Source organism: Bradyrhizobium sp. CW1 (genome assembly GCF_023100665.1).
GTDB lineage: Bacteria > Pseudomonadota > Alphaproteobacteria > Rhizobiales > Xanthobacteraceae > Bradyrhizobium > Bradyrhizobium canariense_D.
The window spans coordinates 819,287-844,933 of record NZ_CP064684.1; the positions used below are offsets into that span (position 1 = coordinate 819,287).

A 25,647-nucleotide genomic window follows, 5' to 3' on the forward strand; every position below is an offset into this window, starting at 1 on the left:
ATCCGTCACGCGCTCCTGGCGGGCCAGGGAACGACCTGTCCCGACATCACCAGCCGGTCACGGCCGTTGTCCTTGGCGGCGTAGAGCGCGCGGTCGGCGGCGCCGACCAGCGTGCTGCAGTCCGCCGTGGTTTGGGACGGCAGACTCGTCGCGCCGCCAACGCTTGCGGTCACCAGGCGCGAGGGGGGACTTTGCGCATGCGGCATGGCGAGATCGTGCAGAGCCTTGCGAATCCCTTCGCCGACCTCGGCGCAGCCCTCGGGACCGGTGTTCGGCAACAGCACGGCGAATTCTTCGCCACCGTAGCGCGCCGCGACGTCGGCCTGGCGCTTGGTGTGGGTTGATAGGATCCGGCCCAGCGCGCGCAGGCATCCGTCGCCCGCCAGATGCCCGTATTGGTCGTTGAACTTCTTGAAATGATCGACATCGATCAGCAGGAGCGAGAGCTGCGTGCCATCGCGCCGGGCCCGGGCCCATTCCTCGGCGAGGCGCTCGTCGAACGCGCGCCGGTTGACGAGTCCGGTGAGGCCGTCGGTCGTTGCAAGCGAGGCGAGCTTGTCCTGAAGATCCTTCTGCTCGGTGATGTCGCGCACCACCGCGACGACGCCGTCGATCTCACCGCTGTCCGACGCCAGGGTCACGTGCAACGCCGCCTCCGCCCAAATCTCGCCCTTGTCGCGATGACGGTGGCGATAGACGAACCGCGTCTCCTCGGCCTCGCCATTCTTAAGCGCGGCGATAGCCTGCTCGACCCGCTCCATGTCGTCGGCGTGAATGCCGGCCAGGGCCGAGGTGGATAGCAGCTCGTCGGAGGACCAGCCCGTGATGCGTACGCACGAGGGGGAAACGTAGAGCAGCCGGTTGTCCAGCCCGATCCGGGTCACCATGTCGCTGGATTGCTCGGCCAACAGGCGGAAGTTTGCTTCGTTGACGACGAGGGCCTGGGCCGTGCGCTGCCGCTGTACGAGCTGACGGACCAGGTAGAAGCCGATCACCGCGATCAGCAGCACAAGGCCGAGGACGAAGGTGGTGCGCGCAGCCGCGGCTTGCCGCCACGGCGCCAGCACGTCGTCCCGCGACTTGCTCGCCAGCACCATTAGGGGATAGCGGCTGCTGCGTTGGTAATAGCTCAGCCGCTGGACGCCATCGAGCGGCGACTTGAAATAGTAGACTGCTGCGGCGGGGCGACTTTCCCATCCCTTGAACAAGGGCGCATTGGACAGGTCGCGTCCGACAAAGGCGCCACTGTCGTCGCGGCTGCGCGCCAGCATGATGCCGCTATCGTTGAGCAGCGATGCCGAGCCGTTCGTACCGATGTCGAACCGCTCGTAGAACTTGACGAAATAGCCGACGTCGATCGTGAGCAGGGCAACGCCGGCGAAGCCGCCGTCGGCATCGTTGATCCGGCGGGACGCGGTGACGACCCATTGGCCCCCGGCTCGACTCTTCACGGGCGGTCCGATCAGCGTGCCCATCTCCGGCGAGTGCCGATGACGCTGGAAATATTCGCGGTCGCTGTTGTTGAGCTTGGAGAAGTCGAGCCGCTCGGTCGTGGCAAGCCACTGCCCGCTCGCGTCATAAACGAAGATGCCGCGGATCCGGTCCGATGATTTTCGTGTCGGCAGATAGGCCTGAAGCTTGGTGATCGTGTCCGGACCCGTCCCGTCGATTTCGAGCCGGTGGACCAGGCCTACGAGGATTGTATCAACGAGTTCGAAGGTGTCGTCCGCGTGCTGGATCAGCGAATGCGCCAGATTGGCGACGTCGATCTCGGCGTTCTTGAGATCGGCATTGCGTGTTTCCCATTCACGCCAGGCGCTCAAGCCGAGGATGGCGAAGCAGGTCAGGATGACGAAACCCGCTGCCCAGAGCGGAAGGCGCGTCTTTCCGAGTTCGCGGCCCGTGGTCATCAGGCTTGCTCCATTTCGGCGCAAACCTCTCACTTTGGCCTTAACGGGCTGTTGCAACTTCCGTGCGGATTGTGCGCTTCCGGTCGGAACAATCCTCGACAATTGACGGGCTATCGTCGAGCTAACCAGGCTGACCCCGCGCGCCGGGCCTTTCTGCCTCACTCATCCAGCGTGAAGCCGACCCGCAGCGTCACCTGGTAGTGGCGCACGGCACCGTTCTCGATATGGCCGCGCGTTTGCACCACCTCGAACCATTTCATCTCGCGAACGGTCTTTGCGGCCCGGCTGACCGCGTTCTTGATCGCATCCTCGATCGACGTCTCGGACGATCCGACCAGTTCCAGGATCTTGTAGACGTGATCCGTCTCGCTTGTGGCCATGACTATTCTCCCCTCGTGCTGTGGCGGGACCGGATATGTCTGTCGCGGACAACTGGCGCCCGCGCGACATCCGGCCTCGACTCTGAACGGATGCCGGCGCCCCGAGTTCCGTCCCGGCAGGAGCCTGCCGCTCGCCTTCCGAGCGCTGCCTAGGCGTCCCAATTTTTCTAAGTGCACGAAAATCTGGATCGCGTGTGCAAGCGGCGCTCCTGAATTGGCGCGCGGTCGCCGGCCCGCTCTTGCCGGTTCCGATATGAGTAAGCTAACCTTGGCCTTTCCTCTGGCGTCTTCGAAGTGCGGTGATGATCGAGCGTTGGACGAGGGGCGCTCTGGCTGCGATCGGTCTCTGCGTTGTGCCCGCGCCGGCCATCGCGCAGGACGATCTCGACGGTGCCCCGATGAGCATGTCGCTGCAGGTCACGACCGATCCCTCCACCATCGAGTGCCGTCGGCTGGAGAAGGTCAATCCGGCCTCGCTGGTCTTCTTGCCGCTACGCCGGACCTTCAACGAGGATTTTGACGAGCATCCGCTGGCAAACGGACGCTGGGTGCCGCATTACGCCGGCGGCGCGGCCTGGCCGGAGGCGCGTTACTGGGGCGGCGACGGCTCCGACTTCAAGCGCAAGACCAGCGCCAATGGCGAGCAACAGATCTATGTCGATCCGCGCTATGCGGGGCGCAACGCGGCGCCGCTCGGGCTCGATCCGTTCAAGGTCAAGGACGGCGTGCTGTCGATCGTCGCCAGCCGTACCCCGCCGGGGTTGAAGCCGGTGCTGTTCGACAACGAGTACATCTCCGGGATACTGACGACCCAGGGCACGTTCGCGCAGAAGCACGGCTATTTCGAGATCCGCGCCAAGGTGCCGGTCGGGCACGCAGTGTGGCCGGCGTTCTGGATGCTGGCGGATGACGGTGGCTGGCCGCCGGAGGTGGACGTGCTGGAAGGCCGCGGCGAAAAGCCGGGCGATCTCGTGATGACGACGCATTGGCGGATTCCCTCGACCCAGAAGATTCAGTCCTGCGGCTTCGACTTCGCGGTCGGCGACGCGTCGAGCGCATTCCACACTTACGGTGTGCTGTGGGAGGAGGATCGCCTGGTCTATTTCATCGACCGCAGACCGGTGTCCGACATCAAGGTGCCGATCGGTTTCGACGATCCCATGTACATGATCGTCAATCTCGCGATCGGATCCAAATTCTTTCTCGGCGTCGGTCCGGTCGACGCGGAGTCGCCGCCTACCGTCGCATTCGAGATCGACCGGATTTCCGTCTATCAGATCGATCTGGAGCAGGCGCGCAGATAGAAGCTCGCTGATCTCTCCCGGCGTTGGGCGGCGCGAGTCAACGATGGATTGCCGAGGGCCTGCACGCCGACGTTACGGATCCAGCTCCGTATCCCAGTAGAGATAATCCAGCCAACTGTCGTGCAGATAGTTCGGCGGGAACAGGCGGCCGTTACGGTGGAGCTGGTGCACGGTCGGCGCGAAGGCGTGCTGGCGTGGAAACATCTTGGCCTGCACCGGCGTCAGATTGCCCTTGCGCAAATTGCAGGGGGAGCACGCCGCGACCACGTTCTCCCAGGTGGTCTGGCCGCCTTTGCTGCGCGGGATGATGTGGTCGAAGGTGAGGTCTTCGGGCGAGCCGCAATATTGGCAGGCGAAACGATCGCGCAGGAAGACGTTAAATCGGGTGAAGGCAGGGTGGGTGGTCGGCTTGACGAAGGATTTGAGCGAGACGACGCTCGGCAGCTGCATTTGCAGCGTGGGGCTATGGACCGCCTGATCGTAATGCGCGACGATGTTGACGCGGTCGAGGAATACCGCCTTGATCGCGTCCTGCCACGACCACAAAGACAGTGGGTAGTAACTCAGCGGCCGGAAGTCCGCATTCAGCACCAACACCGGCCAATGGCCTTGCGAGACATGTGCGTTCAAGTAACGCTCCTGGCCTCCAATGTACGCTGCGAAGCAGCACGTAACTGACATACTACATGCAGCGTGACGGGATTGTGAAGCCCGTTGAGCGACTTATTCCGGCACAAGCAATGCGGCCGGGGGGTGGCAAAGCGCGCAAAACGCTGTGATTTCCAAGTCCGAGGCCGTTGAGGCAGCGTCATCCTGACAGCGCGACGTGGATGTGCCGAGGCAGCTACTCCCGCACGCGCTCCAGCTTCTGCAAACATCGCGTCGCGCGCACCACGGCCGGCATCTCCTCGTCCGGAAAGCTGGTCTTCCAGTCGGTGACGCCGACCTCGCCGACATAGATGTCGCCCCTGGAATCCAGTGCGATGCCGTGCGGCGCCAGGAACTTGCCGCTCGCAACGCCCGGGCCTTCCTCGCCACCGAGCCGCGCGATGCGGTTGCCCTTGGCGTCCACGATCGAGAGCCGCGGGCCGAGATTGGGCACCTTGCGGTTGACGGCCAGGCCAGGGCCGAGTTCCCCGATGACGAAGGTCGGGCTCTTAGCCCCACCGCAACAGCATAGCGCACAAGGGCGGTGCAGATTGTTCCACTGCGTCTCGTACTTGCCGTTGCCGTCGAACACCTGCACGCGGTGGTTCTCGCGGTCGGCGACATAGACAAAGCCGTCGGCGTCGGTGGCGATGTTGTGCACGATGTTGAACTGGCCGGGATCGGTGCCGGGTTCGCCCCAGCTTGTCATCAGCTTGCCGCCGGGCGTGAATTTGTGCACGCGCGCATTGCCATAGCCGTCGGAGACGTAGATTTCACCCTTCGGCGACAGCGCGGTGTGGGTGCAGCGGTGGAAGGGATCGCCGCTCATGAACGGCGACGGTTTCTCGGGGATGCCGATCGTCAGCAGCACCTTGCCGTCGGTGGTGCACTTGCGCACGGTGTGGTCGCCGTCATCGGTGCAATAGAGATTGTCGTCGGCATCGATGTGCAGGCCGTGGGCGCGCGAGAACAGGCCTTCGCCCCAACTTCGCAAGAAATTGCCCTCGCGGTCCAGCACGACCATCGGATGGGCCCCGCGGTTGAAGACGTAGACGCGGTCCTTGCTGTCGACCGCGACCGAGGCGACGTCGGTGAGCTGCCATCCGTCCGGCAGCTTTGCGAAGTTTTCAACGACGCGGTAGCGGTGCTCGCCGGTGCCGAGAATGGCTGGCATGAATTCTCCTCTTGTTCGTTATCGTGGTGCGACACTGCTTCTACGGTGTTGTTCAAGCGGTGCTCGCCGCTGCCGCTCCAGCCTGCCCCAAAATCCCTTCCTCGATCGCCTTGATCTGCAGCGCCAGATATTTCGAGTTGATCCGGCATTGCGCGAGGCTGCCGGCGATGAACCAGAGGCCGGGCTGCCTGGTGCGCGTATACATGTTACGCAGCTCGAGGCCGTCGCCAAAGCCCCAGATCGGGCCGACCCGGTCGGCGACGGCGTCGCCGAACAGTTTCTGCACCAGATATTCCTGTGTCTTGTAACCGGTCGAGAGCACGATCAGGTCGGCCGAAAGGGTTGTGCCGTCCTTCATGCGAACGCCCTCGGTGACGAAGCTCTCGATGTCGGAAAACTGCCTGAGCTTGATCGCGCCCTCGATGATGAGGTTGGAGCAGCCGACATTGAAATAATAGCCGCCGCCACGGGTGAGATATTTGAACTGCCAGCCGGTGCCGGCCTCGCCGAAATCGAGCTTGAAGCCGACGCGCCGCAACCCGTCGAGCAGTTCCTTGTCGAGCTCCTTCGACTGCTCCGTCAGCATCACATGGGTCTTTTTCGCGAGCGGTGTCGGCATCGAGGTCGCGATCAGATCGTTGTCCTCGAGCGTGCCCTCATTGTAGGTCGCATAAGCGAGTTGGGCCGACGGCTCGATATTGGTGACGAGCGTAGGTGAACGCTGCACCAGCGTCACTTCGGCACCACTGGAGTGAAGATCCTGCGCGATGTCGTGGCCGCTATTGCCGGTGCCGATGACGATGGCGCGTTTTCCTGTCCAGGTCTCGCCGTCCTCGTAGCGGCTCGAATGCAGCAGCGTGCCCTTGAAGTTATCCAGGGTCGGAATGACAGGCACATTGGCGATGCCGCTGACGCCGGTCGCCATCACCACATGGCGCGGGTGCATGATACGCTCACTGCCGTCGGTGTGCCGCAGTGTGATGGTCCAGTGGTCTTTCGCATCGTCGTAGGCGCCGCCCTCGAATTCGGTTCCGGTCCAGAAGTTCAGCTCCATCGCCTCGACGTAAGCTTCGAACCAGTTGGCGAGCTTGTCCTTGGGGATATAGGTCGGCCAGCTCGGCGGAAACGGCATGTAGGGCAAATGATTGACCTGCACCTGGTTATGCAGGGTCAGCGCGTGGTAGCGCTTGCGCCAATTGTCCCCGATCCGTGCCTCGCGATCGACGATCAGGGTGTCGATGTTCAACTGTTTCAGCCGCGCCGCGATCGCGAGCCCGGCCTGGCCGCCGCCGACCACCAGCACGGCGGGATCGCGATCGGCGTAGTCGCGCGAGCCGTTGCGCAAGTCCAGCCAGTTCGGTCCACGGAAGTCGCGCGAATAGGCCTGGCCGCGCGGCCGCGAGGTGCCGAGCTGCTCCTCGAAGCCCTTGAGCTCGTCGAGCGCGGTGAGGAGCGTCCACGCTTTCAGGCGGTCGCCGTCGGTGGCGTCGGGCACAAGCCTGACGATGCCGCTGCCGCGCCCCAGTGCGGTTTCGAAATTGAAGATCACCTCGATAGTGTTGGTCCCGGCACGCGTCACCCAGCGCGGTGGCGCTCGGTTCGGCGCAATCTTGAAGCTGCCCGGCGCAGCCTTTGCCGCGAGCGTTGTCAGCTCCCGCTTGATCGAGTCGCCGCCGCCGATCGTTTGCAGGTTCCAGCTTAGTGCCAGCACATCGCGCCAATAGCTGTCGGCGAGGAAAAGACGATCCAGCGCAGCGCTATCGGCTGCGCCCAGCGTTAGCTCGACCTCATCGAGCCAGGCTTGCGCGGATGCGACAATGTCCTTGGTCCTGTCCAGCATGCGCGACCTCGTGCCGTCTCCGCGGCGTTTCCTCTACGGTCGAAAGCTATACTGTTTCGCAGACGGCCAATAGCCGATTACCCGAGCAGTGAGAACATGTGGCCCTGCTTCAGCGGAATGCGCTCGTTGAGAGAGACCTGCGGCACCCTCGTGGTGTTCGAGGAGGGGCACGCGAAAAAGGCTCCACCTTGGTGGAGCCTCCCTCGCGCTCTTGGGATTCACTGCCGCTGGCGTGGCGGCGAGCGGAACATCCCTACCTCACCCGCGTGCCGGCGCCGTACAGCTCACGCTCACGGCCGACATCGTCGGGTGACAACGGCGGGCTTGCGGCATCGAAGCCGTTCCAGCCGGATTTTTGCCAGGCGGCGCTCCGTTCCTGCAGGTTCACGGCCTTCTCGTGCAGAAGGGCATCGAGACGTGTGCTGTCCTGGTCGGGTACCCGCGCCGATACCAGCGTTCCGCCGCGACGGACGCCCTCCGCGTAGCGCGACGCATCATCCTTGGAGACGCCGGCTTCGGTCAGCGCGCCAACGATGCCGCCCGTCGCGGCGCCGGCCGCGGCACCAACTGCGGTCGAAGCCAGCCATCCGGCGGCAACCACCGGTCCGAGTCCCGGAATGGCCAGCAGGCCGAGTCCGGCAAGCAGGCCGGCCGCGCTTCCGAGGCCTGCGCCGATGCCGGCACCCGTGCCGGCACCTTCGGCGCGATCGTCGACGCCGTCGCGATCACGGTCAACCTTGCCGGTGGAGGAGCCGTACCAGTTATCGGAATTGTTCGCGACGATGCTGATGTCGGAGTGCGGCACGCCCGCGGCCTCCAGACGCCTGACCGCACGTTCCGCATCCGAATAGGTGTCATAGAGTCGAGAAATAGTGGTCGTCATGTTTCATCCTCCTTACTTGGCGGGGTTCACGTTGCCTTGGAAATCGACGCTCACGTCCGCCTTGGTCCCGGCCTTGTCGGCCTTGCCGCGCCAGACGCCGTTGTCGTCCTTTTGCAGTCCGGAAACATTGGAATAACCCGCGCCCTCGATCTTCGACTTCGCCTGGCCCTCGGTGAAGCTGTTGCGGCCCGCGACCGGTGCGTTGGAGTTGTTGTGATCAGAGCTGTTGACGGCGTTGTTGCCCGGCCCGCTCTGCGCAGGCTGTGACTGTGCACTGACAGGCGCTGATCCGAGCAGCAGCAGAGCTGCGGCGAGCATGGTGAGACGAGACATTTTTTATTCTCCGGCTGTTGATTGTGCCGGTCGACAACAGGCGAGATTCGAATTGGTTGCTCTTCCATTTGCGACGGAAGCGCGCGTCTTCAATCTGCCGAATATTGGAGAGGCGCAGGAACGATTGCCACTCGTTCCCGTTTATGCGGTCCCGCACTCTCGGACGGCGTTGCCTGTCCTCACATCGTCCAATAGGGCTCCCGCAGCTTGCGCTTGAGAATCTTTCCCGTGGCCTCGCGCGGCAGCGCGTCACGGAATTCGACGTCCTTTGGCACCTTGAAATTGGCAAGCCGCCCGCGCAGGAACGATCGGACGGCGTCGGCCGAGAGCTCGGCATCCGATTCAGGCTCGACAAAGGCGCACAGCCGTTCGCCGAATTCCGCGTCGGGGATGCCGAACACGGCACAGTCGCGCACGCCGGGCATTCCGATCAGCACGTTCTCGATCTCGGCGGGATAGATGTTGACGCCGCCGGAGATCACCATGTCGCGCTTGCGATCGCACAGGAACAGATAGCCGTCCGCGTCGAGATAACCGACGTCGCCGACGCTGACCAGGCCGTCACGGCCGGCTTCGGCCCTTGCCTGCGACCTGCCGTGATAGTCGAAATCGGGCACTGACGTCTGGCGCATGTAGATTTCGCCGACTTCGTTTGCACCGCACGGGCTGCCGTCATCGCGGAAGATCCTGACGATGCCGCCTTCGATGGGGCGGCCGACCGTGCCAGGCTTCTTCAGTGCTTCCTCGGCCGAGTGCCACACCGGGATCCCGGTCTCGGTGGAGCCGAAATATTCGTTGATGACCGGTCCCCACCAGTCGATCATGGCGCGCTTGACGTCCGGCGGGCAGGGGGCGGCGCCGTGCACGACGAAACGCAGCGACGACAGGTCGTAGCGCTGCCTGACCGCTTCGGGCAACCGCAGCAGCCGGACGAACATGGTCGGTACCATGTGAATGTGCGTGACGCGGTGGCGCTCGATCAGCGCCAGCAGCTCCTCGGCATCGAACCGCGCCTGGAGGATGATGGTGCAAGCGCTGCGGAACGCCAGCATGCCGTAGGAATGCGGCGCCGAGTGATACATCGGGCCGTTGATCAGCACGATTTGGTCTTCCCGCGGCTTGATGCCATAGGCGATCCCGCCCACGCGTTCGGAGGCGGCCGCCTGTTCGGGCTGCATCGGCATGCGCCGCACGCCCTTCGGCATGCCCGTGGTGCCGGATGTATAAATCATCGCTGCGGCCCGCCGCGGCGGCTCCTGCGCTTGCGGATGGTCGTCGCGCCAGCGGTCCCAATCGGTCAGTCCCACCGGGATCTCGGTCAGTTCCCCAGGGATCGAAAAGGTCGCTGCGAGTTCGGGCGGCGTCGCGACGACCAGGAGAAGGACATCCGCCGGTACGCCGTCGCGGATCTGCGGCAGCAAATCCGCGTGGCAGACCAGGATCTTCGCCCCGCTGTCGGCCAGGATGTAACGGACCTCCTCGGCCTTCAAATGCCAGTTGATCGGCACCACCGGACTGCCCAGCGCGGCCGAGGCCGCAACCACCTCGAACAGAGCGAAATCGTTGCGCAGCATCATCGCGACCGGCGCGGCCTCGGCAAGCCCCAGGGCGCGGAAGCCGCTCATCGCCCGCCTGATCCGAGCCCGGATGTCGTCATAGCTGATCTGGCGTTCGCCGCTGATGATCATGGCGTCTCCTCATCCCGCTCGTCTAGCGATCATCCAGCACGTCGCCGAAGCCGACCCAGCTCTTGCCATTGAAGCGCCGGAGCTGAAGCTGCTGGAACGGCAGATAGTCGTCGGGGCCGGTCGTAACCGCCATTCCCGGCAGCAGCAGCGGCAGCTTCACATCCTTCAACGAGGCCGCCTGGCGCATGATGTTGTCGCGGCTGATATCATCCTTGCACCCCTTCAGCACCGTCATCAGCAGCGTGGCATAGTGATAGCCCGCGGCGTAGTTGGAGTTGGAGAGGTCCGCGGCCGGCATGTAGCGCTTCATGAAGGCGAAGTATTCCTTCACGCCGGGATCGTCGACCCATTGCGGGTCCATCGTGTCCTTCTGATTGCTCGACGAGATCAGGCCGACCGCGTTGTCGAGCCCTGCCGGTTCCAGGAAAGAGATCGACGACGCCGAGGTCGGCACGAAGAACAGCTCCGGCTTCCAGCCGATCTCGGCCACGCCCTTGACCATTTGCGAGGTGAACTTGCCGAGCACGACGCCGAACAGCACGTTGGCGCCCGAGGCCTTCAAGGTCGAGAGTTGCGAGCTGATCGTCGGCGCGCTGGTCTCGTAGCTCGCTTCCGCGATGATCATGCTTGCGGCCTTAGGCCCGAGCGCTCGCTTGAAGCCGGCGACATAGTCGCGGCCGAAATCGTCGTTCTGCGAGAGGATCGCGATCCTGGCGTTGGGCTTGGCCTGCAAAATGTATTTGGCATAGACCACGCCCTCGGATTCGTAGGCCGCCATGCCCGGCATGGTCCACGGGTTCTTCTGCGGATCGGCCCATTTGGTGGCGCCGGAGAGCACGAACAGCTGCGGCACTTTCTTGGCGTTGAGATAGCGCTGCACGGCGCTGTTGGTGGCGGTGCCGAGCGAGCCGAACATCATCAGCACCTCTTCTTGCTCCACCAGCTTGCGGGTCTGCTCGACGGTCTTCGGCGGCGAATAGGCGTCGTCCAGCGTGATGAACTTGACCTTGCGGCCGTTGATGCCGCCTTCGGCATTGACCTTCTCGAAGAACGCTTCCTGCGTCCGTCCGATCGCGCCGAAGCCGGAGGCCGGGCCGCTGTAGGGCAGGGTCTGCCCGATGCGGATCTCGTCGCTGCCTTCGGCATGGGCGCTGCCGCCGGCGAGCATCAGCAACGACATCCCGATCAGTGCGGCTGCCAGCTTCATGGTGTCCTCCCGTTTTATTGTCGGTCCGAGACGTCAGGCGCTGACGCGCATCAGGAAATCCTGTCGGGCCTGGTCGAATTCCCGTTTCATCCGGTCGACGAGCTCGGCGACCGGCGGCGCGTCGGCGATCTGGCCGATACCCTGGCCCGAGCCCCAGATGTCGCGCCACGCCTTGGACTTCATGTTGCCGCCGGAGCCGAAATTCATCTTCGTCTTGTCGGCCGCCGGCAGATTGTCCGGATCGAGCCCGGCCGCGGCGATCGAAGGCCCGAGATAGTTGCCGTGCACGCCGGTGAAGAGGTTGGTGTAGACGATGTCATGCGCGGTGTGCTGCGTCAGCGCCGACTTGTAGGCTTCGTCAGCGTTGGCTTCCTTCGTCGCGATGAAGCGCGTGCCCATATAGGCGAGGTCGGCGCCCAGCGTCAGCGCGGAGGCGATCGCGAAGCCGTCGCTGATTGCGCCCGACAGCAGGATCGCACCGTCGAACCATTGTTTGACCTCGCGTACCAGTGCGAAAGGCGAGAGCGTTCCTGCATGTCCTCCAGCGCCGGCGCAGACCAGGATCAGACCGTCGACGCCCTGCTCGGCGGCCTTGCGCGCGTGCTTGACGTTGATGACGTCGTGGAACACGAGGCCGCCGTACGAGTGTGCGGCCTCGACGAGCTCGGCGGGCGGTCGCAGCGAGGTGATGATGATGGGCGCCCTGTGCTTCACACAGGTCTCCATGTCCTTCATCAGCCGGTCGTTGGAGGCGTGGCAGATCTGGTTGACGGCGTAGGGTGCGACCTTCTTGCCGGGATTGCGCGACTTGTATTCGCCGAGTTCGTCCTCGATGCGGCTCAGCCATTCGTCGAGCTTTTCCACCGGACGGGCATTGAGTGCCGGAAACGAGCCGACCACGCCGGCCTTGCACTGGGCGATCACCAGCTCAGGGCCGGAGACGAGGAAGAGCGGCGAGCCGACCACGGGCAGCTCGAGCGAATCCTTCAAGAGAGCGGGCAGCGCCATGATGTCCTCCCGGAAACGCAGCCCGCCGGCAGGCGGATGACGAGGCGTTTCCTTCTTTGATTGTCGCGGGCGAGTTGCCGCCCATGTTTCATTTGACGTCATTATAGGGGTTGGAGTGGGGCCTCTTATCGTTCAATATTGAACGGACGACTTTTCAGATTTGAACAGAGGCCGCTCATGGACTGGGACCTTTGCAAGACCTTCCTCGCGGTCGCCGATACCGGCAGCTTCACCGGCGCGGCGCGCCGGCTGCACAGCAGCCATCCCACCGTCAGCCGCAAGATTGCGGCGCTGGAAGCCCAGCTCGGCACCAGGCTGGTGGCGCGTGCCGCCGACGGCCTTGCGCTGACGGCGGATGGACGGACGCTGCGCGAGCACGCCGAGGTAATGGCGGCGGCCGCGCTGCGGGCGGAGACGGCAGTCTCGGCCGGAGGGCATAAGGCGCGCGGGACCGTCAAGCTATCGATCGGCGCAACGCTGGCCTCGCATTGGCTGATGCCGCGCCTGCCTGCGTTCCTGCGCGCGCACGATCACGTCCAGCTCGAGATCATCACCCATCCGTTTCCGGCGAGCGTGCGCCGGCGCGAGGCGGACGTGGTGTTGCGGCCCTTCGACAGCGGCGAGGAAAATCTGGTCGGCCGCAAGATCGGCCGTCTCGGCACGGGATTCTACGCCTCGCGCGGCTACGCCGGCGGGCGGTCCTTGCCGGAACGGCGCGGCGAGTGGAAGGGGCACAGCGTCATCGGTTTCGCCGATCAGACCTCCAATCTCCAGCTTGCGCGCTGGAGCGACGTCGTCACGCGTCAGGCCTGGGTGGTGATGCGCTGCTCGTCCCAGGGCGACATGCTGGCGGCGGTCCGCGCCGGACTCGGAATCTCCGCCCTGTCGTGCTTTGTCGCCGAAAGCTATCCCGATCTTGTGCGTGTCGCGCCGCAGAAGCTCGCCAGCGTGGCGGACCTGTGGCTGCTCGCCCATCCCGACCTCGTCGAACTGCCGGCGGTGCGGGCCGTCATCGACTTCGTCGCCGATTGCGCCCGGACCGATCGCGTCGGGCTGCGGGGCTAGAGCGTGTTCGAGCGAAGTGGACACCGGTTCGCGTCAAGAAAACGCGTCAAAACAAAACACTAGAGCCCCGTTCCGATTCCATCGGAACGGAACTAGCTCTAGGTTGATCCCGCGATGACGCCTTCGCGTTTTTTCACCGCGCGATAATAGCTCCACCACAGATGTGCCGCCGCTCCGCGCAGGGGGCGCCAGGGTTCGGCGAGCGGCGCCATCTGCTTCTCCGTTGGCCGCGCCTGCAAGCCGAGCCCGATGCGGATGCCTTCCTGCACGGCGAGGTCGCCGGCCGGCCAGGCGTCGCCATGGCCGAGGCAGAACAGCAGATAGACGTCCGCGGTCCAGGGTCCGATGCCGGGCAGTGCGATCAACGTGTGATGCGCGGCATCAGCGTCTTCTTCCGCGAGCACGTCGAGGTTCAGCCGTTCTGCGGTGATCTCGCGCGCGAGATGTTTCAGCGTCTTGATCTTGGCGGCGGACAGGCCGAGCCGCCCCAGCCGGTCGGTGCGGGCGCGGCGGACAGCCTCGTGGTCGAACGGATCGAACGCGGCGGACAACCGTCCCCAGATCGCCGCGGCGCTCGCAGTCGAGAGCTGTTGCCCGCAGACGATGTGGGCAAGCCCCGCAAAACCCGGCTCGCGCCGCCGCAACGCCGGCATGCCGGCAGTCGCCAGCACTGGCTTCAGGCGCGGATCGCGCTTGACCAGCGCGTGGACGGCCTCTTCGAGATCGGATTGGGTTTCGAGGTGGATGGTCATGGCAATCGTCAACTCTCTCCGGCGTCATGGCCGGGCTTCCACCCGGCCATCCACGTCTTTCCAACGTGCATCATTGTTAGCACGGCTGGTGATCATCGCATTCTCGGGGACCTTGACACGATCGGTGCGCCGCTCCGAAGAACGTGGATGGCCGGGACACAGGCGAGCGGAAGCGACGCCATCCGTCTAGACGGCTATGCCCGGCCATGATGAGTTCCGAAGCATGTCGCCACCCGTTTTCCGATTTGCCCCCAGCCCGAATGGCTACCTGCATCTCGGCCACGCTTATTCCGCGCTGCTCAATTCCGACCGCGCGCGCGAGACCGGTGGGCGGCTGTTGCTGCGGATCGAGGACATCGACGCGACGCGTTGCCGGCCGGAATATGAGACAGCGATCTACGAAGACCTCGCCTGGCTCGGCATCGCCTGGGAGACGCCGGTGCGGCGGCAGTCGGAGCATCTCGATGCGTATCGGACGGCGCTGGACAGGCTCTTGGCGCTCGGCCTGGTCTATCCAGCCTTCGAAAGCCGCGCCGAGATCGCAAGGCTGGTTAAGGCGCGTGAAGCGGATGGGCCGTGGCCGCGCGATCCCGACGGCGTGCCGCTCTATCCCGGCGCCGCCAGATCGCTGTCCGCGGACGAGCGCGACCGCCTCATCGACACCGGTGCGCCTTACGCGCTTCGGCTCGACATGGCAGCCGCCTGCCGCCGCGCTGTGGGCCTGAGCTGGAACGAACTGGGCGAGGGGCCGGATGGTGAGCGTGGCGTCGTCCCGGCGCGGCCAGAAGCCTGGGGCGACGTCATTGTGGCCCGCAAGAAGACGCCGACGAGCTACCATCTGTCCGTTGTTGTCGACGATGCGCTCCAGGACATCAGCGAGATCGTGCGGGGCCAGGACCTGTTCCACGCCACTTCGGTCCACCGTCTGCTTCAGGTTCTGCTCCACCTGCCCGAACCCGTCTACCGCCACCACGGGCTACTTCGCGACGAGCGCGGCCGGAAGCTGTCGAAATCAACCAGCTCGACCGGCCTTCGTGAACTGCGCGCCGGCGGCGCCACGCCGGCCGGTATCCGCCGGTTGGTGGGATTAGGTTAAGTTTCTCTGGGGGTTAGCCAAACGGCGCCGTGACTCCGGGTGTTCCGCCGTGCCATGCTCGCCTGACAGCGCGGGGTTCGAAGGGGATACTTCGAAGGGGAGTTATGGCGGCGAAAACGCGCGCAGCGCGCACTACGGGGACGTCCAAGCGAGTGGCTCGGAAGCGCTCCGGGCCGACTGCCCGGTTGCGCAAGCGCAGCACCAAGCGGGTCGAGCTGGACGTCGTCCAAGCCGCGCTTGCCGCCTTTGCCCATGAGGTCCGCACCCCCCTGACCGGCATTCTCGCGATCAGCGACCTGCTCGCGACTTCGGATCTCGGGGAACGGGAAAGACGCTGGGCCGACACGATCAAGGCCGGGGCCGAGCATCTGGCGAACCTTGCCACCCTGTTCGTCGATGCCGCCCGAAGTGGCAAGGGGACCGGGAAGGGGGTCGGGGGTGGAAGCTCGCTGCGGCAGGATTTGTTCGACCTGCGGACGCTCGCCCGCAACGCCGGCGATTCGCTGGCCGGTCGCGCCGCGGCCAAGGGTCTCCAGGCTGAGGTCGATATCTCGGAGAAGCTGCCGGGGCTGGTGGTCGGTGATCCCGTCCGCCTGCGCGCCGCGCTCGAGAACCTGATCGACAATGCCGTGAAATTCACCGAGCACGGCGGCGTGGCGCTCACGGTCGCGCCTTGGCGTTCCGTCAAGAGCAAGGACAAGACCAAGAGCAAAGGCAAAGCAAAGGGCAAAGGCAGCGTCGGTGTCGCCTTCGCGGTGTCCGACAGCGGCATCGGCCTCACCATGGCCGAGATCAAACGGCTGTTCCGGCCGTTTACCCAAGCCAATGTCACCATTGCCTCGCGCTTCGGCGGCGCCGGACTGGGCCTGTCGTCGGTGAAGCAACTGGCGCGCGCGATGGGCGGCGACATCACGGTCGCGCCTCGGCCCGGCGGTGGCGCCACCTTCACATTGACGGTGTCGGTGTGTGCCACGGGATCGGGCAAGTCCCGCAAGTCGAAGGGCGAAGCCGAGATGGATGCGGTTCCGGCGCTGCGCTTGCTCAGCGTCGAGGACAATCCGTTCGGCCGCGTTGTGCTCAACACCATCCTGACCGAACTCGGTCATCATGCCGAGTTCATCGGGCGCGGCGAGGACGCGGTGAACCGGCTCGCGCAGGGCGCCTTCGACGCGGTGCTGATGGATATGGTGCTGCCGGGCATCAATGGCGTCGAGGCGATCAGGCGGATCCGCACCATGGCGACGCCGCTGGCTCAGATCCCCATCATCGGGGTGTCAGGTCGGGGCGAAGATGAAGTCGCCTCACGCGAGGCCGGCGCCGACGCCTTTCTGGTCAAGCCTGTGTCTCCGCGGGCGCTAGCGACTGCGCTGCTTGCAGCGACACGCCGTGAGGAAGCCGCGACTTGATGATCGCGGCGTTGAGCTCGCCGCCGTAAACGAAGATCGCGGCGATGAAATACAGGAACACCAGCGCGATGATCACCGAGGCGAGCCCCGCATACATCGTCACGTAATTATTGGCGAAGCGCGCCAGATATTGCCCGAACACGATGCCCGAGATCAGCGACGCCACGATGGTGAAGACGATGCCGGGCAGGATCTGGAGGAACCGGCGCCGTCCCGCCGGCAGCCAGGTATGCAGGATCATCAGCGCCACCACCAACGCGCCAACGGTGATGCCGTAGCGCAGCCAGGTGAGGATCCTCTCGTTGGATTCAACGAACAGCGGGATGTGCGCACGCGCGGCCTCGATGAGCAGCGGCCCGAGCACGATCAGGAATGCCATGGCGAGCGCGGTGAAGGCCGCAATCAGCGTGTAGGCGATCGATTCCAGCCGTAGCCAGTACCAGGGCCGCATCTCCACGACCGCATAGGCGCGGTTCAGTGCGACCCGCAGCGCCTCGACGCCGTTGGAGGCGAAGTAGACCGACAGCACCGCGCCGATGGTGAATAGGCCGGTGCGGGTCGTGGTCAGCACGTCGTGGACTTCCCCCGAGATCGAATCCGCGACCTGCTTGGGCCAGACCTGGAGCATGAGGCTCGCAGCCTGATCGGCGAGTTCCTTGGAGCCGAAGAAGCCGGCGAGCGATGTCAGGACGATCAGGAACGGGAATAGCGCCATCAGCGTCGACAGCGCGATGTGGCTCGCGATCGCCCAGCCGTCATCGGCGAGGAACGTGTAGAACGCGTCCATTACGACAAGGTAGATGGTGCGGATTGCCTTCACGCACCACCTGCACTGCTGTTGCTGCTTCCGCTTCCCGCGCGCGGGAAACGCATTCCGACCTCTCCCCGCAGGCGGGGATAGGTCAAGAGGATAGGCAATTGGCGCAAATCCAGATTCATCCAGCTAGCTTCTGATATTATTGGCTTAAAAGCCAGATCGGGAACGCCATGGCGGACCGGCGCGGAGGGTGTTATTTACCCTCGAATGGCATCTCTCCTGAGTACTTTCATCCTGCCGATTGCGGTCGGCGCCGTGGCGTTGGTGCTGCTGCTCGGTCTCATCAACATGATGCGCGGCGGCTCGCCCAACACCTCGCAGAAGCTGATGCGCTGGCGCGTGCTGCTTCAGTTCGTGGCGATCGTCATCGCGATGGCCGCCGTGTGGGCGATGGGGCGTTAACATGGTCGTGCTCAACCGCATCTATACGAAAACCGGTGACGACGGCACGACAGCGCTCGGCTCGGGCGAGCGCCGGCCGAAATACGATCTGCGCATCGAGGCCTATGGGACTGTCGACGAGACCAATGCTGCGATCGGCGTGGTCCGGCTTCACACCGGGGATGCGCCCGAGCTCGACGCGATGCTTGGCCGCATCCAGAACGATCTGTTCGACCTCGGCGCGGACCTCGCGGTGCCCGAACGTGAGGGCAAGGCGGAGCGGCTGCGGGTGGTGGCAAGCCAGGTCGAGCGGCTCGAGCGCGACATCGACGCGCTCAACGACAAGCTGGCACCTCTGACCTCCTTCGTGCTGCCGGGCGGCACGCCAGCCGCCGCCTACCTCCATGTCGCCCGTACGATTTGCCGCAGGGCGGAACGCGTGATGGTGGAACTGGCGGCCCGGCCGGAAGAACCTGTTGGTGCCGCTGGCATCCAGTATATGAACCGCCTGTCGGACTTCCTGTTCGTGGCCAGCCGCGCGGTCAACGAAGACGGCGCCGGCGACGTGCTCTGGGTTCCGGGCCAGAATCGCTGACCCATTGGGCCGCGCATTTCTGGGCGCCAAAATTAGACCCCTTCGCGCGTTGACCGGGCCGGATCAGGCCTTTAGGTTCCGCGCCAGTTGATAACCCCCTCCCAGATTGAGTGAAAGAGGATCGATGAAGGTCTTGGTGCCGGTAAAGCGGGTGGTCGATTACAACGTCAAGGTCCGCGTCAAGAGCGATGGATCGGGTGTTGAACTCGCCAACGTCAAAATGTCGATGAACCCGTTCGACGAAATTGCGGTCGAAGAAGCGCTGCGCCTGAAGGAAGCCGGCAAGGCGACCGAAGTCGTGGTGGTCTCGATCGGACCGGCGCAGGCGTCGGAAACGATCCGCACCGGTCTCGCCATGGGCGCCGATCGCGGCATCCTGGTGAAGGCCGAGGGTGCGGTCGAGCCGCTCGCGGTCGCCAAGATCCTGAAGAAGATTGCGGACGAAGAGCAGCCGGGCCTCATCATTCTCGGCAAGCAGGCGATCGACGACGACAGCAATCAGACCGGCCAGATGCTGGCCGCGCTGCTCGGCTGGTCGCAGGCGACCTTCGCCTCGAAGCTCGAGGTCGAAGGCAGCGACTTCAAGGTCACCCGCGAAGTCGACGGCGGCTTGCAGACCGTGAAGCTGAAGGGACCGGCGATCGTCACCACCGATCTCCGTCTCAACGAGCCGCGCTACGCCTCGCTGCCGAACATCATGAAGGCCAAAAAGAAGCCGATTGCGGACAAGACTGCCGCCGATTATGGCGTCGATCTCACCGCGCGCCTCGAGGTTCTCAAGACGACCGAGCCGGCGGGCCGCAAGGCGGGCGTCAAGGTCAAGGACGTCGCCGAGCTGGTGTCGAAACTCAAGAACGAAGCCGGGGTGCTCTGATGACGACGCTTCTGATTGCCGAACACGACAATGCGTCGCTCAAGGATGCGACCAACAAGGCCCTGACCGCGGCGGCCGCGCTCGGCGCGGACGTCGAGGTTCTGGTGGCCGGCGAGAACGCCAAGGCCGCGGCGGACGCCGCCGCAAAGCTCGCCGGTGTGAAGAAGGTGCTGCTCGCCGACGGCGCGCTTTACGCGCACGATCTGGCCGAGCCACTGGCCGCGCTGATCGTCTCGCTGGCGCCGTCCTATGACGCCATCGTCGCGCCCGCGACCTCGCGCTTCAAGAACGTGATGCCGCGCGTCGCGGCCCTGCTCGACGTCATGCAGGTCTCGGAGATCACCAAGGTGATCGCCCCCGACACCTATGAGCGCCCGATCTACGCCGGCAACGCCGTCCAGACGGTGAAGTCGAAGGACGCCAAGAAGGTCATCACGGTGCGCACCTCCACCTTCGCCGCAGCGGGTGAAGGCGGCAGCGCGTCGGTCGAGAGCGTCGCGGCGGCGGCCGATCCGGGCCTGTCGTCCTTTGTCGGCGAGGAGGTCGCGAAGAGTGACCGTCCCGAGCTGACCTCGGCCAAGATCATCGTCTCCGGTGGCCGCGCCATGCAGAGCCGCGAGAACTTCGCAAAGTACATCGAGCCGCTCGCCGATAAACTTGGCGCCGGTGTCGGCGCTTCGCGTGCGGCGGTGGATGCGGGCTATGCGCCGAACGACTGGCAGGTCGGCCAGACCGGCAAGGTCGTGGCCCCCGAGCTCTATGTCGCGGTCGGCATTTCCGGCGCGATCCAGCATCTGGCCGGCATGAAGGACTCCAAAGTGATCGTCGCGATCAACAAGGACGAGGACGCGCCGATCTTCCAGGTCGCTGATTACGGCCTGGTCGCCGACCTCTACCAAGCGGTTCCGGAGCTGACGGCCGAACTCGGCAAGCTCGGCAAGTAAAACGCGCTAAACACCGGCCGGAGCTATAAACTCCGGCCGGTGTTGCTTTTTGAGGCGTTTTCTTTGGCGCGGGACACGCCTTCGAAGCGATCCAATCTAGGTTTCGAGGCCGGGTTCTGATTAAATCAGACCTCCCGGCTCAGGGGGATAGGCAGGCGCGGTTGATAGCGCGCCGTTCCGGTGGATGACATTATGGCGGCAGTAATCAAGAAGGTCGGCGTGATCGGCGCGGGGCAGATGGGCAATGGCATCGCGCATGTCGCTGCGTTGGCCGGCTTCGACGTGGTGCTCAACGATATTTCGACCGACCGCCTCAAGTCAGGCATGGCCACGATCAACGGCAATTTGACGCGCCAGGTCTCCAAGAAGGCCGTCAGCGAGGACGACAAAGCCAAGGCGATGGCGCGTATCGTAGCCGGCGAGAAGCTGGACGATCTCGCGGACTGCGATCTCGTGATCGAGACCGCCGTCGAGAAGGAAGAGGTCAAGCGCAAGATTTTTCACGATCTCTGCGCTGTGTTGAAGCCCGAGGCGATCGTCGCTTCCGATACTTCCTCGATCTCGATCACGCGGCTGGCCGCCGCCACTGACCGGCCCGAACGCTTCATCGGCATTCACTTTATGAATCCGGTGCCGTTGATGGAACTGGTGGAGTTGATCCGCGGCATCGCCACCGACGACCAGACCTTCGAGGCGTCAAAGGAATTCGTAGGCAAGCTCGGCAAACAGGTCGCGGTCTCCGAGGATTTCCCGGCCTTCATCGTCAACCGCATCCTGCTGCCGATGATCAACGAGGCGATTTACACGCTGTACGAAGGCGTGGGCAACGTCGAGGCGATCGACGCGGCGATGAAGCTCGGCGCGCACCATCCGATGGGCCCGCTGGAGCTCGCTGATTTCATCGGCCTCGATACCTGCCTGTCGATCATGCAGGTGCTGCATGAGGGCCTCGCCGACTCCAAGTACCGCCCGTGCCCGCTGCTGGTGAAATACGTCGAGGCGGGCTGGCTCGGTCGCAAGACCCAGCGCGGTTTTTACGACTACCGCGGCGCCAAGCCGATTCCGACGAGATAAGGGGTTTCGTGCCGGGACATTGCGCAGCGCGTTAGCGATACGCAGCAGAGCCGGGAGACGGAGAAAGCCTACCTTACGGCGACTCGCGACAATTCATGTCCCGTTAACCGCCCGCCTCTAGGTTACCGCCGGTACGAGGGTTTGCGTAATGGACATGATGGCGATGGTCAGCAGCATGCTGGCCTCTCAGCAAGGCGCGCTGCAGTCGAATATCTCGGCGACGCTGATGAAGCAGAACGCGGATGCGGAGAAATCCACCGTCCTGACGCTGCTCGGCGCCGGACAGCCCTCGCTTGCCAATGTCGGCGCTGGCGTCGGCAGCAACCTCAACGTCACCGCCTAAAACATCATCGCTTAGAACGACGCTGCGGCTTTGCCCGTCGCAGCCCGGATCAGCTTGAGCGCATCCTCGCTCGCCCATTCCGCCGGCCCCGCGATCGTCGCGATCTCGCAGCCTTGAGGATCGACCAGCACCGAGGTGGGCATGCCCAAGGCCCGGCCTATCGCCTTAAGATCCTGAAAAACCTTGGCTTTCTGATCGCTGAAATAGCCGAGCCTGATGAGATTGGCCTCTTTCAGAAACGTCTTGGGCTTCTCGGGGTCGCGGGTGTCGATATTGATCGCCACCACCTCGAAATTCGGGCCCGAAAGTTTGCCCTGGAGCTCGTCCAACGCCGGCATTTCCTTGCGGCAGGGCACGCACCAGGTGGCCCAGAGGTTCACCAGCAGCGTCTTGCCGCGGAAATCCGACAGCTTCTTCGGCCTGCCGTCGGCGTCCTCGAAGGCCAGGTCCGGCAGCTTTAGCGGTGCGGTCGCCATGGTCAGCGCCGCCACCTCGCCATGGGCAAGCGGCGCGATCTTCTGTGCGGTGTTCACCGCGGCCCGGCAGGCGGGATCGCCGGAGGGGGCCCGGCCCAGGCCCAGCCCGTACAGCGCGGCAAAGCCAGCCAGGCCCCCGACCACCACGGTGGCGATGACCACGGGGATACGGCGCGTGGCCGACCGTGCTGTCCTTTGGTCGAGCCTGTCGTTGGGGTCGAGCATATCGTTTGTCATCCGGTCGCAGATATGGCTATCAGAGGCCTCTTAATACGGCTGGCAGCCGTCAGCAAACGTGCGGCGGCCACAGGCAAGGCGTGAGCAGGGGATCATGAGCAACAAGATGTGGGGCGGCCGGTTCTCGGAACGTCCCGACGAGATCATGGAAGAGATCAACGTCTCCATCGACGTCGATCGTCACCTCTTTGCCCAGGACATTGCCGCGTCCAAGGCCCACGCCGCGATGCTGGCCGCGCAGGGCATCATCACGGACTCTGATGCGAAAAATATCGGCAAGGGTCTAGACACGATTTTGTCAGAGATCGGCAAGGGCGCCTTCGAATTCAAGCGCGCGCTCGAGGACATTCACATGAATGTCGAGAGCCGCCTGTCCGAGCTGATCGGCCCTGCCGCCGGCCGCTTGCACACCGCGCGCTCGCGTAACGACCAGGTCGCGACCGATTTCCGTCTCTATGTCCGCGATGTCCTCGATGAGACCGACGCCTCGCTCGCCGCGTTCCAGCAGGCGCTGGTCGAGCGCGCGCTGGAGCACGCCGGAACGGTCATGCCGGGCTTCACGCATCTGCAGACCGCGCAGCCGGTGACCTTCGGCCACCATCTGCTCGCCTATGTCGAGATGGCCGCGCGCGATCGCGGCCGTTTCCAGGACGCGCGCAAGCGGCTGAATGAGTCCCCGCTCGGAGCTGCAGCGCTCGCCGGTACCTCGTTCCCGATCGACCGTCACGCCACGGCGAAGGCGCTCGGTTTTGACCGTCCGATGGCGAACTCGCTCGATGCGGTCTCCGATCGCGACTTCGTGCTGGAGACGCTGTCGGCGGCCTCGATCTGCGCCGTGCACATGTCGCGCTTTGCCGAGGAGATCGTGATCTGGACCTCGCCGCTGGTCGGCATGATCCGCCTCAGCGACAAGTTCACCACGGGATCCTCGATCATGCCGCAGAAGCGCAATCCTGACGCCGCCGAGCTGGTGCGCGCCAAGACCGGCCGCGTCATCGGCGCGCTCAATGGGCTGCTGATCGTCATGAAGGGCCTGCCGCTCGCCTATCAAAAGGACATGCAAGAGGACAAGCAGGGCGCCATGGAAGGCTTCGCCGCGCTGTCGCTCGCGATCCGCGCCATGACCGGCATGGTCCGAGATCTCGTGCCTGATGAAGCGAAGATGAAGCTTGCTGCAGGCGAGGGCTACGCCACCGCGACCGATCTTGCCGACTGGCTGGTGCGGACGCTGAAGATGCCGTTCCGCGAGGCCCATCACGTCACCGGCCGCATCGTCGCGAAAGCCGCCGAGGGCGGCGTGGCGCTGCACGAGCTGCCGCTGAGGGAGATGCAGGCAATCGAAGCGAAGATCACGAAAGACGTGCTTGGCGTGCTCTCGGTCGAATCGTCGGTGAAGAGCCGGACCAGTTTCGGCGGTACCGCGCCGAAGAACGTGGCATCGCAGGCCAAGGCCTGGCTGAAGCGGCTGGAAAAAGAGCGAAAATTGGGCTGAGGAGCAAAATTTCGCTTATGTTTCATGGTCATCCGGGTCTCGCCAGAGCGCGCCAATCTCTGTATGGTGCGCCGCGCGTAGTGGGGATTTCGTCGTGACGTCAAAGTTTCGCCCGGCCGGCTCGGGGTGGGCCATCATTGTCTTGAGCCTGACGGCGCTCGCGCTTGCCGGCTGTGGCCGCAAGGGCCCGCTGGATCTGCCGCCGACCGCCTCCAGCGCGTCAACGGCCAACGTCGCGCCGCCGACCGATACCGAGACCGAAGCCCAGAAGACGCCGAGCGTGTTCAACCCCACCTATGGCGCGGACGCCGCACCGGCGGCGACCAAGGGCAGGAAGAAACCGTTTATCCTCGACCCGCTCCTGGACGAAAGACCCAGCCGATAGGCTGGGGCAACTGAGCCAACGCCATGAATCATTTTGACTATCGCAACGGCGTGCTGCACGCCGAGGCGGTGAACCTGTCCGAGCTGGCTGCAACCGTCGGCACGCCGTTCTATTGCTATTCGACCGCGACGCTCGAGCGGCACTATCGCGTTTTCACCGACGCCTTCGCGGGCGAGAAGGTGCTGGTCTGCTACGCCATGAAGGCAAATTCCAACCAGTCGGTGCTGCGCACGCTGGCCAGGCTCGGCGCCGGCGCGGACGTGGTGTCCGGCGGCGAATTGAAGCGCGCGCTGGCCGCCGGCATTCCAGCAAGCAAGATCCTGTTCTCCGGCGTCGGCAAGACGGAAGCCGAGCTGCGCGCTGCGCTGGCGGCCGACATCCTCTGCCTCAATGTCGAATCCGAGCCCGAGCTCGAGCTGCTGTCGCGCCTTGCGACCGAGACCGGGAAGACCGCGCGGATCTCGATCCGTGTCAATCCTGACGTCGATGCCGGCACGCATGCGAAGATTTCGACCGGCAAGTCCGAGAACAAGTTCGGCATCCCGATCGCGCATGCCCGCGAGGTCTATGCCCGCGCCGCGAAGCTGGCGGGCATCGAGGTCACAGGCACCGACGTGCATATCGGCAGCCAGATCACCGACCTCTCCAAGATGGAGATCGCGTTCCGCATCCTCTCCGAATTCGTGCAGACGCTGCGTGCCGACGGCCACAACATCTCGCATGTCGATTTCGGCGGCGGTCTCGGCATTCCCTATTACATGGACCGCGAGGCGCCGCCGGCGCCCGACGCCTATGCCGCGATGGTCAAGCGCGTCAGCCACAATCTCGGCTGCACGCTGATGTTCGAACCGGGCCGCATGATCGTCGGCAATGCCGGCATCCTGGTCGCCAAGGTGATCTATGTGAAGCACGGTGACGGCAAGAATTTCGTCATCATCGACGCCGCCATGAACGATCTGATCCGCCCGACGCTGTACGAGGCCCATCACGACATTCTGCCGGTGACGCAGCCTGCGACGGGGGCCGCGACCATCATGGCCGACGTCGTCGGCCCGGTCTGCGAGACCGGCGACTATCTCGCACTCGATCGCACGCTACCGACGCCAAAGCCCGGCGACCTCATCGCCATCATGACCGCCGGCGCCTACGGCGCAGTGCAGGCCGGCACCTACAATACGCGGCCGCTGGTGCCCGAAGTGCTGGTGAAGGGCGACCAGTACGCGGTCGTGCGTCCGCGCATCGAGGTCGAGCAATTGATCGCGATGGATACGCCGGCGCCGTGGCTATGAGGCTGTGATTGTCCACGATGAGCGCAGCTAGCGCTGCGCCCATCGC

26 protein-coding genes are annotated in these 25,647 nt (G+C 64.5%); 13 read left to right on the forward strand and 13 right to left on the reverse strand.

What is annotated here, in order from left to right:
- Positions 1-5: 5 nt before the first annotated feature.
- A complete protein-coding gene (locus IVB54_RS03870; protein ID WP_018453223.1) occupies positions 6-1,910 on the reverse strand; it encodes a diguanylate cyclase in 1,905 nt (634 codons plus the stop codon).
- Between the two features lie 158 nt (positions 1,911-2,068).
- Positions 2,069-2,290, reverse strand: coding sequence for a dodecin (locus IVB54_RS03875; RefSeq protein WP_018453224.1), 222 nt, complete (start codon positions 2,288-2,290; stop codon positions 2,069-2,071).
- A gap of 302 nt (positions 2,291-2,592) precedes the next feature.
- Between IVB54_RS03875 and IVB54_RS03880 the strand changes: the two genes are divergently transcribed.
- Positions 2,593-3,594, forward strand: a complete 1,002-nt coding sequence (locus IVB54_RS03880; RefSeq protein WP_018453225.1) for a glycoside hydrolase family 16 protein — start codon at positions 2,593-2,595, stop codon at positions 3,592-3,594.
- 72 nt (positions 3,595-3,666) lie between these two features.
- Here the strand turns inward: IVB54_RS03880 and IVB54_RS03885 are convergent, their stop codons facing one another.
- From IVB54_RS03885 to IVB54_RS03920, 8 genes are all read right to left on the reverse strand, one after another.
- Entirely contained in the window at positions 3,667-4,224 is a 558-nt protein-coding gene (locus IVB54_RS03885) for an HNH endonuclease (protein WP_007597381.1), read from the reverse strand.
- A 214-nt stretch (positions 4,225-4,438) separates the two neighbouring features.
- The gene (locus IVB54_RS03890; RefSeq protein WP_018453226.1) at positions 4,439-5,416 is read right to left on the reverse strand and encodes a peptidyl-alpha-hydroxyglycine alpha-amidating lyase family protein; all 978 of its coding nucleotides are present in this window, start codon (positions 5,414-5,416) and stop codon (positions 4,439-4,441) included.
- 52 nt (positions 5,417-5,468) lie between these two features.
- Positions 5,469-7,256, reverse strand: a complete 1,788-nt coding sequence (locus IVB54_RS03895) for an NAD(P)/FAD-dependent oxidoreductase (RefSeq protein ID WP_247777076.1) — start codon at positions 7,254-7,256, stop codon at positions 5,469-5,471.
- 253 nt (positions 7,257-7,509) lie between these two features.
- Positions 7,510-8,139 (reverse strand): general stress protein, encoded by a 630-nt coding sequence (locus IVB54_RS03900; RefSeq protein ID WP_018453227.1) that lies wholly within the window; start codon positions 8,137-8,139, stop codon positions 7,510-7,512.
- Positions 8,140-8,151: 12 nt separating this feature from the next.
- Entirely contained in the window at positions 8,152-8,472 is a 321-nt protein-coding gene (locus tag IVB54_RS03905) for a hypothetical protein (protein ID WP_026232489.1), read from the reverse strand.
- A 179-nt stretch (positions 8,473-8,651) separates the two neighbouring features.
- Entirely contained in the window at positions 8,652-10,160 is a 1,509-nt protein-coding gene (locus IVB54_RS03910; RefSeq protein WP_018453229.1) for an acyl-CoA synthetase, read from the reverse strand.
- 22 nt (positions 10,161-10,182) lie between these two features.
- On the reverse strand, positions 10,183-11,367 hold the full coding sequence (locus tag IVB54_RS03915; protein ID WP_018453230.1) for an ABC transporter substrate-binding protein: 1,185 nt from the start codon (positions 11,365-11,367) through the stop codon (positions 10,183-10,185).
- A 33-nt stretch (positions 11,368-11,400) separates the two neighbouring features.
- Positions 11,401-12,375: a nitronate monooxygenase family protein gene (locus tag IVB54_RS03920; RefSeq protein WP_018453231.1), complete on the reverse strand. Its 975-nt coding sequence runs from the start codon at positions 12,373-12,375 to the stop codon at positions 11,401-11,403.
- A 177-nt stretch (positions 12,376-12,552) separates the two neighbouring features.
- On the opposite strand from IVB54_RS03920, the gene IVB54_RS03925 reads away from it, so the two are divergent.
- A complete protein-coding gene (locus tag IVB54_RS03925) occupies positions 12,553-13,440 on the forward strand; it encodes a LysR family transcriptional regulator (RefSeq protein ID WP_018453232.1) in 888 nt (295 codons plus the stop codon).
- 98 nt (positions 13,441-13,538) lie between these two features.
- Here the strand turns inward: IVB54_RS03925 and IVB54_RS03930 are convergent, their stop codons facing one another.
- Positions 13,539-14,192, reverse strand: coding sequence for a DNA-3-methyladenine glycosylase (locus IVB54_RS03930; RefSeq protein ID WP_085361089.1), 654 nt, complete (start codon positions 14,190-14,192; stop codon positions 13,539-13,541).
- Between the two features lie 223 nt (positions 14,193-14,415).
- On the opposite strand from IVB54_RS03930, the gene gluQRS reads away from it, so the two are divergent.
- Positions 14,416-15,288, forward strand: a complete 873-nt coding sequence (gluQRS, locus tag IVB54_RS03935; protein WP_026232490.1) for a tRNA glutamyl-Q(34) synthetase GluQRS — start codon at positions 14,416-14,418, stop codon at positions 15,286-15,288.
- A 104-nt stretch (positions 15,289-15,392) separates the two neighbouring features.
- Positions 15,393-16,694 carry an ATP-binding protein gene (locus IVB54_RS03940; protein ID WP_026232491.1) on the forward strand — a complete coding sequence of 434 codons (1,302 nt, stop codon included), beginning with the start codon at positions 15,393-15,395 and terminating at the stop codon, positions 16,692-16,694.
- Here the strand turns inward: IVB54_RS03940 and IVB54_RS03945 are convergent.
- Entirely contained in the window at positions 16,621-17,514 is an 894-nt protein-coding gene (locus tag IVB54_RS03945) for a YihY/virulence factor BrkB family protein (protein ID WP_026232492.1), read from the reverse strand. The two genes, IVB54_RS03940 and IVB54_RS03945, sit on opposite strands and share 74 nt — an antisense overlap.
- A gap of 204 nt (positions 17,515-17,718) precedes the next feature.
- Between IVB54_RS03945 and IVB54_RS03950 the strand changes: the two genes are divergently transcribed.
- From IVB54_RS03950 to IVB54_RS03975, 6 genes are all read left to right on the forward strand, one after another.
- Positions 17,719-17,913, forward strand: coding sequence for a twin transmembrane helix small protein (locus IVB54_RS03950; protein ID WP_018453237.1), 195 nt, complete (start codon positions 17,719-17,721; stop codon positions 17,911-17,913).
- Between the two features lies 1 nt (position 17,914).
- The gene (locus tag IVB54_RS03955; protein ID WP_018453238.1) at positions 17,915-18,487 is read left to right on the forward strand and encodes a cob(I)yrinic acid a,c-diamide adenosyltransferase; all 573 of its coding nucleotides are present in this window, start codon (positions 17,915-17,917) and stop codon (positions 18,485-18,487) included.
- Between the two features lie 124 nt (positions 18,488-18,611).
- Entirely contained in the window at positions 18,612-19,361 is a 750-nt protein-coding gene (locus tag IVB54_RS03960) for an electron transfer flavoprotein subunit beta/FixA family protein (RefSeq protein WP_018453239.1), read from the forward strand.
- Positions 19,361-20,305: an FAD-binding protein gene (locus IVB54_RS03965; RefSeq protein WP_018453240.1), complete on the forward strand. Its 945-nt coding sequence runs from the start codon at positions 19,361-19,363 to the stop codon at positions 20,303-20,305. The genes IVB54_RS03960 and IVB54_RS03965 overlap by 1 nt, the downstream gene beginning before the upstream one ends.
- A 192-nt stretch (positions 20,306-20,497) precedes the next feature.
- Entirely contained in the window at positions 20,498-21,379 is an 882-nt protein-coding gene (locus IVB54_RS03970; RefSeq protein ID WP_018453241.1) for a 3-hydroxybutyryl-CoA dehydrogenase, read from the forward strand.
- Positions 21,380-21,527: 148 nt separating this feature from the next.
- Entirely contained in the window at positions 21,528-21,722 is a 195-nt protein-coding gene (locus tag IVB54_RS03975; RefSeq protein WP_007615312.1) for a hypothetical protein, read from the forward strand.
- Positions 21,723-21,733: 11 nt separating this feature from the next.
- Here IVB54_RS03975 and IVB54_RS03980 read toward each other — a convergent pair whose 3' ends face one another.
- A complete protein-coding gene (locus IVB54_RS03980; protein ID WP_026232493.1) occupies positions 21,734-22,423 on the reverse strand; it encodes a TlpA disulfide reductase family protein in 690 nt (229 codons plus the stop codon).
- Positions 22,424-22,529: 106 nt separating this feature from the next.
- On the opposite strand from IVB54_RS03980, the gene argH reads away from it, so the two are divergent.
- From argH to lysA, 3 genes are all read left to right on the forward strand, one after another.
- Entirely contained in the window at positions 22,530-23,927 is a 1,398-nt protein-coding gene (gene argH / locus IVB54_RS03985) for an argininosuccinate lyase (protein WP_018453243.1), read from the forward strand.
- A gap of 94 nt (positions 23,928-24,021) precedes the next feature.
- Entirely contained in the window at positions 24,022-24,312 is a 291-nt protein-coding gene (locus tag IVB54_RS03990; protein WP_007615309.1) for a lipoprotein, read from the forward strand.
- Positions 24,313-24,335: 23 nt separating this feature from the next.
- Complete coding sequence (gene lysA, locus IVB54_RS03995; protein WP_247777077.1) at positions 24,336-25,601, forward strand: diaminopimelate decarboxylase; 1,266 nt, start codon at positions 24,336-24,338, stop codon at positions 25,599-25,601.
- The last annotated feature ends 46 nt before the right edge of the window (positions 25,602-25,647 follow it).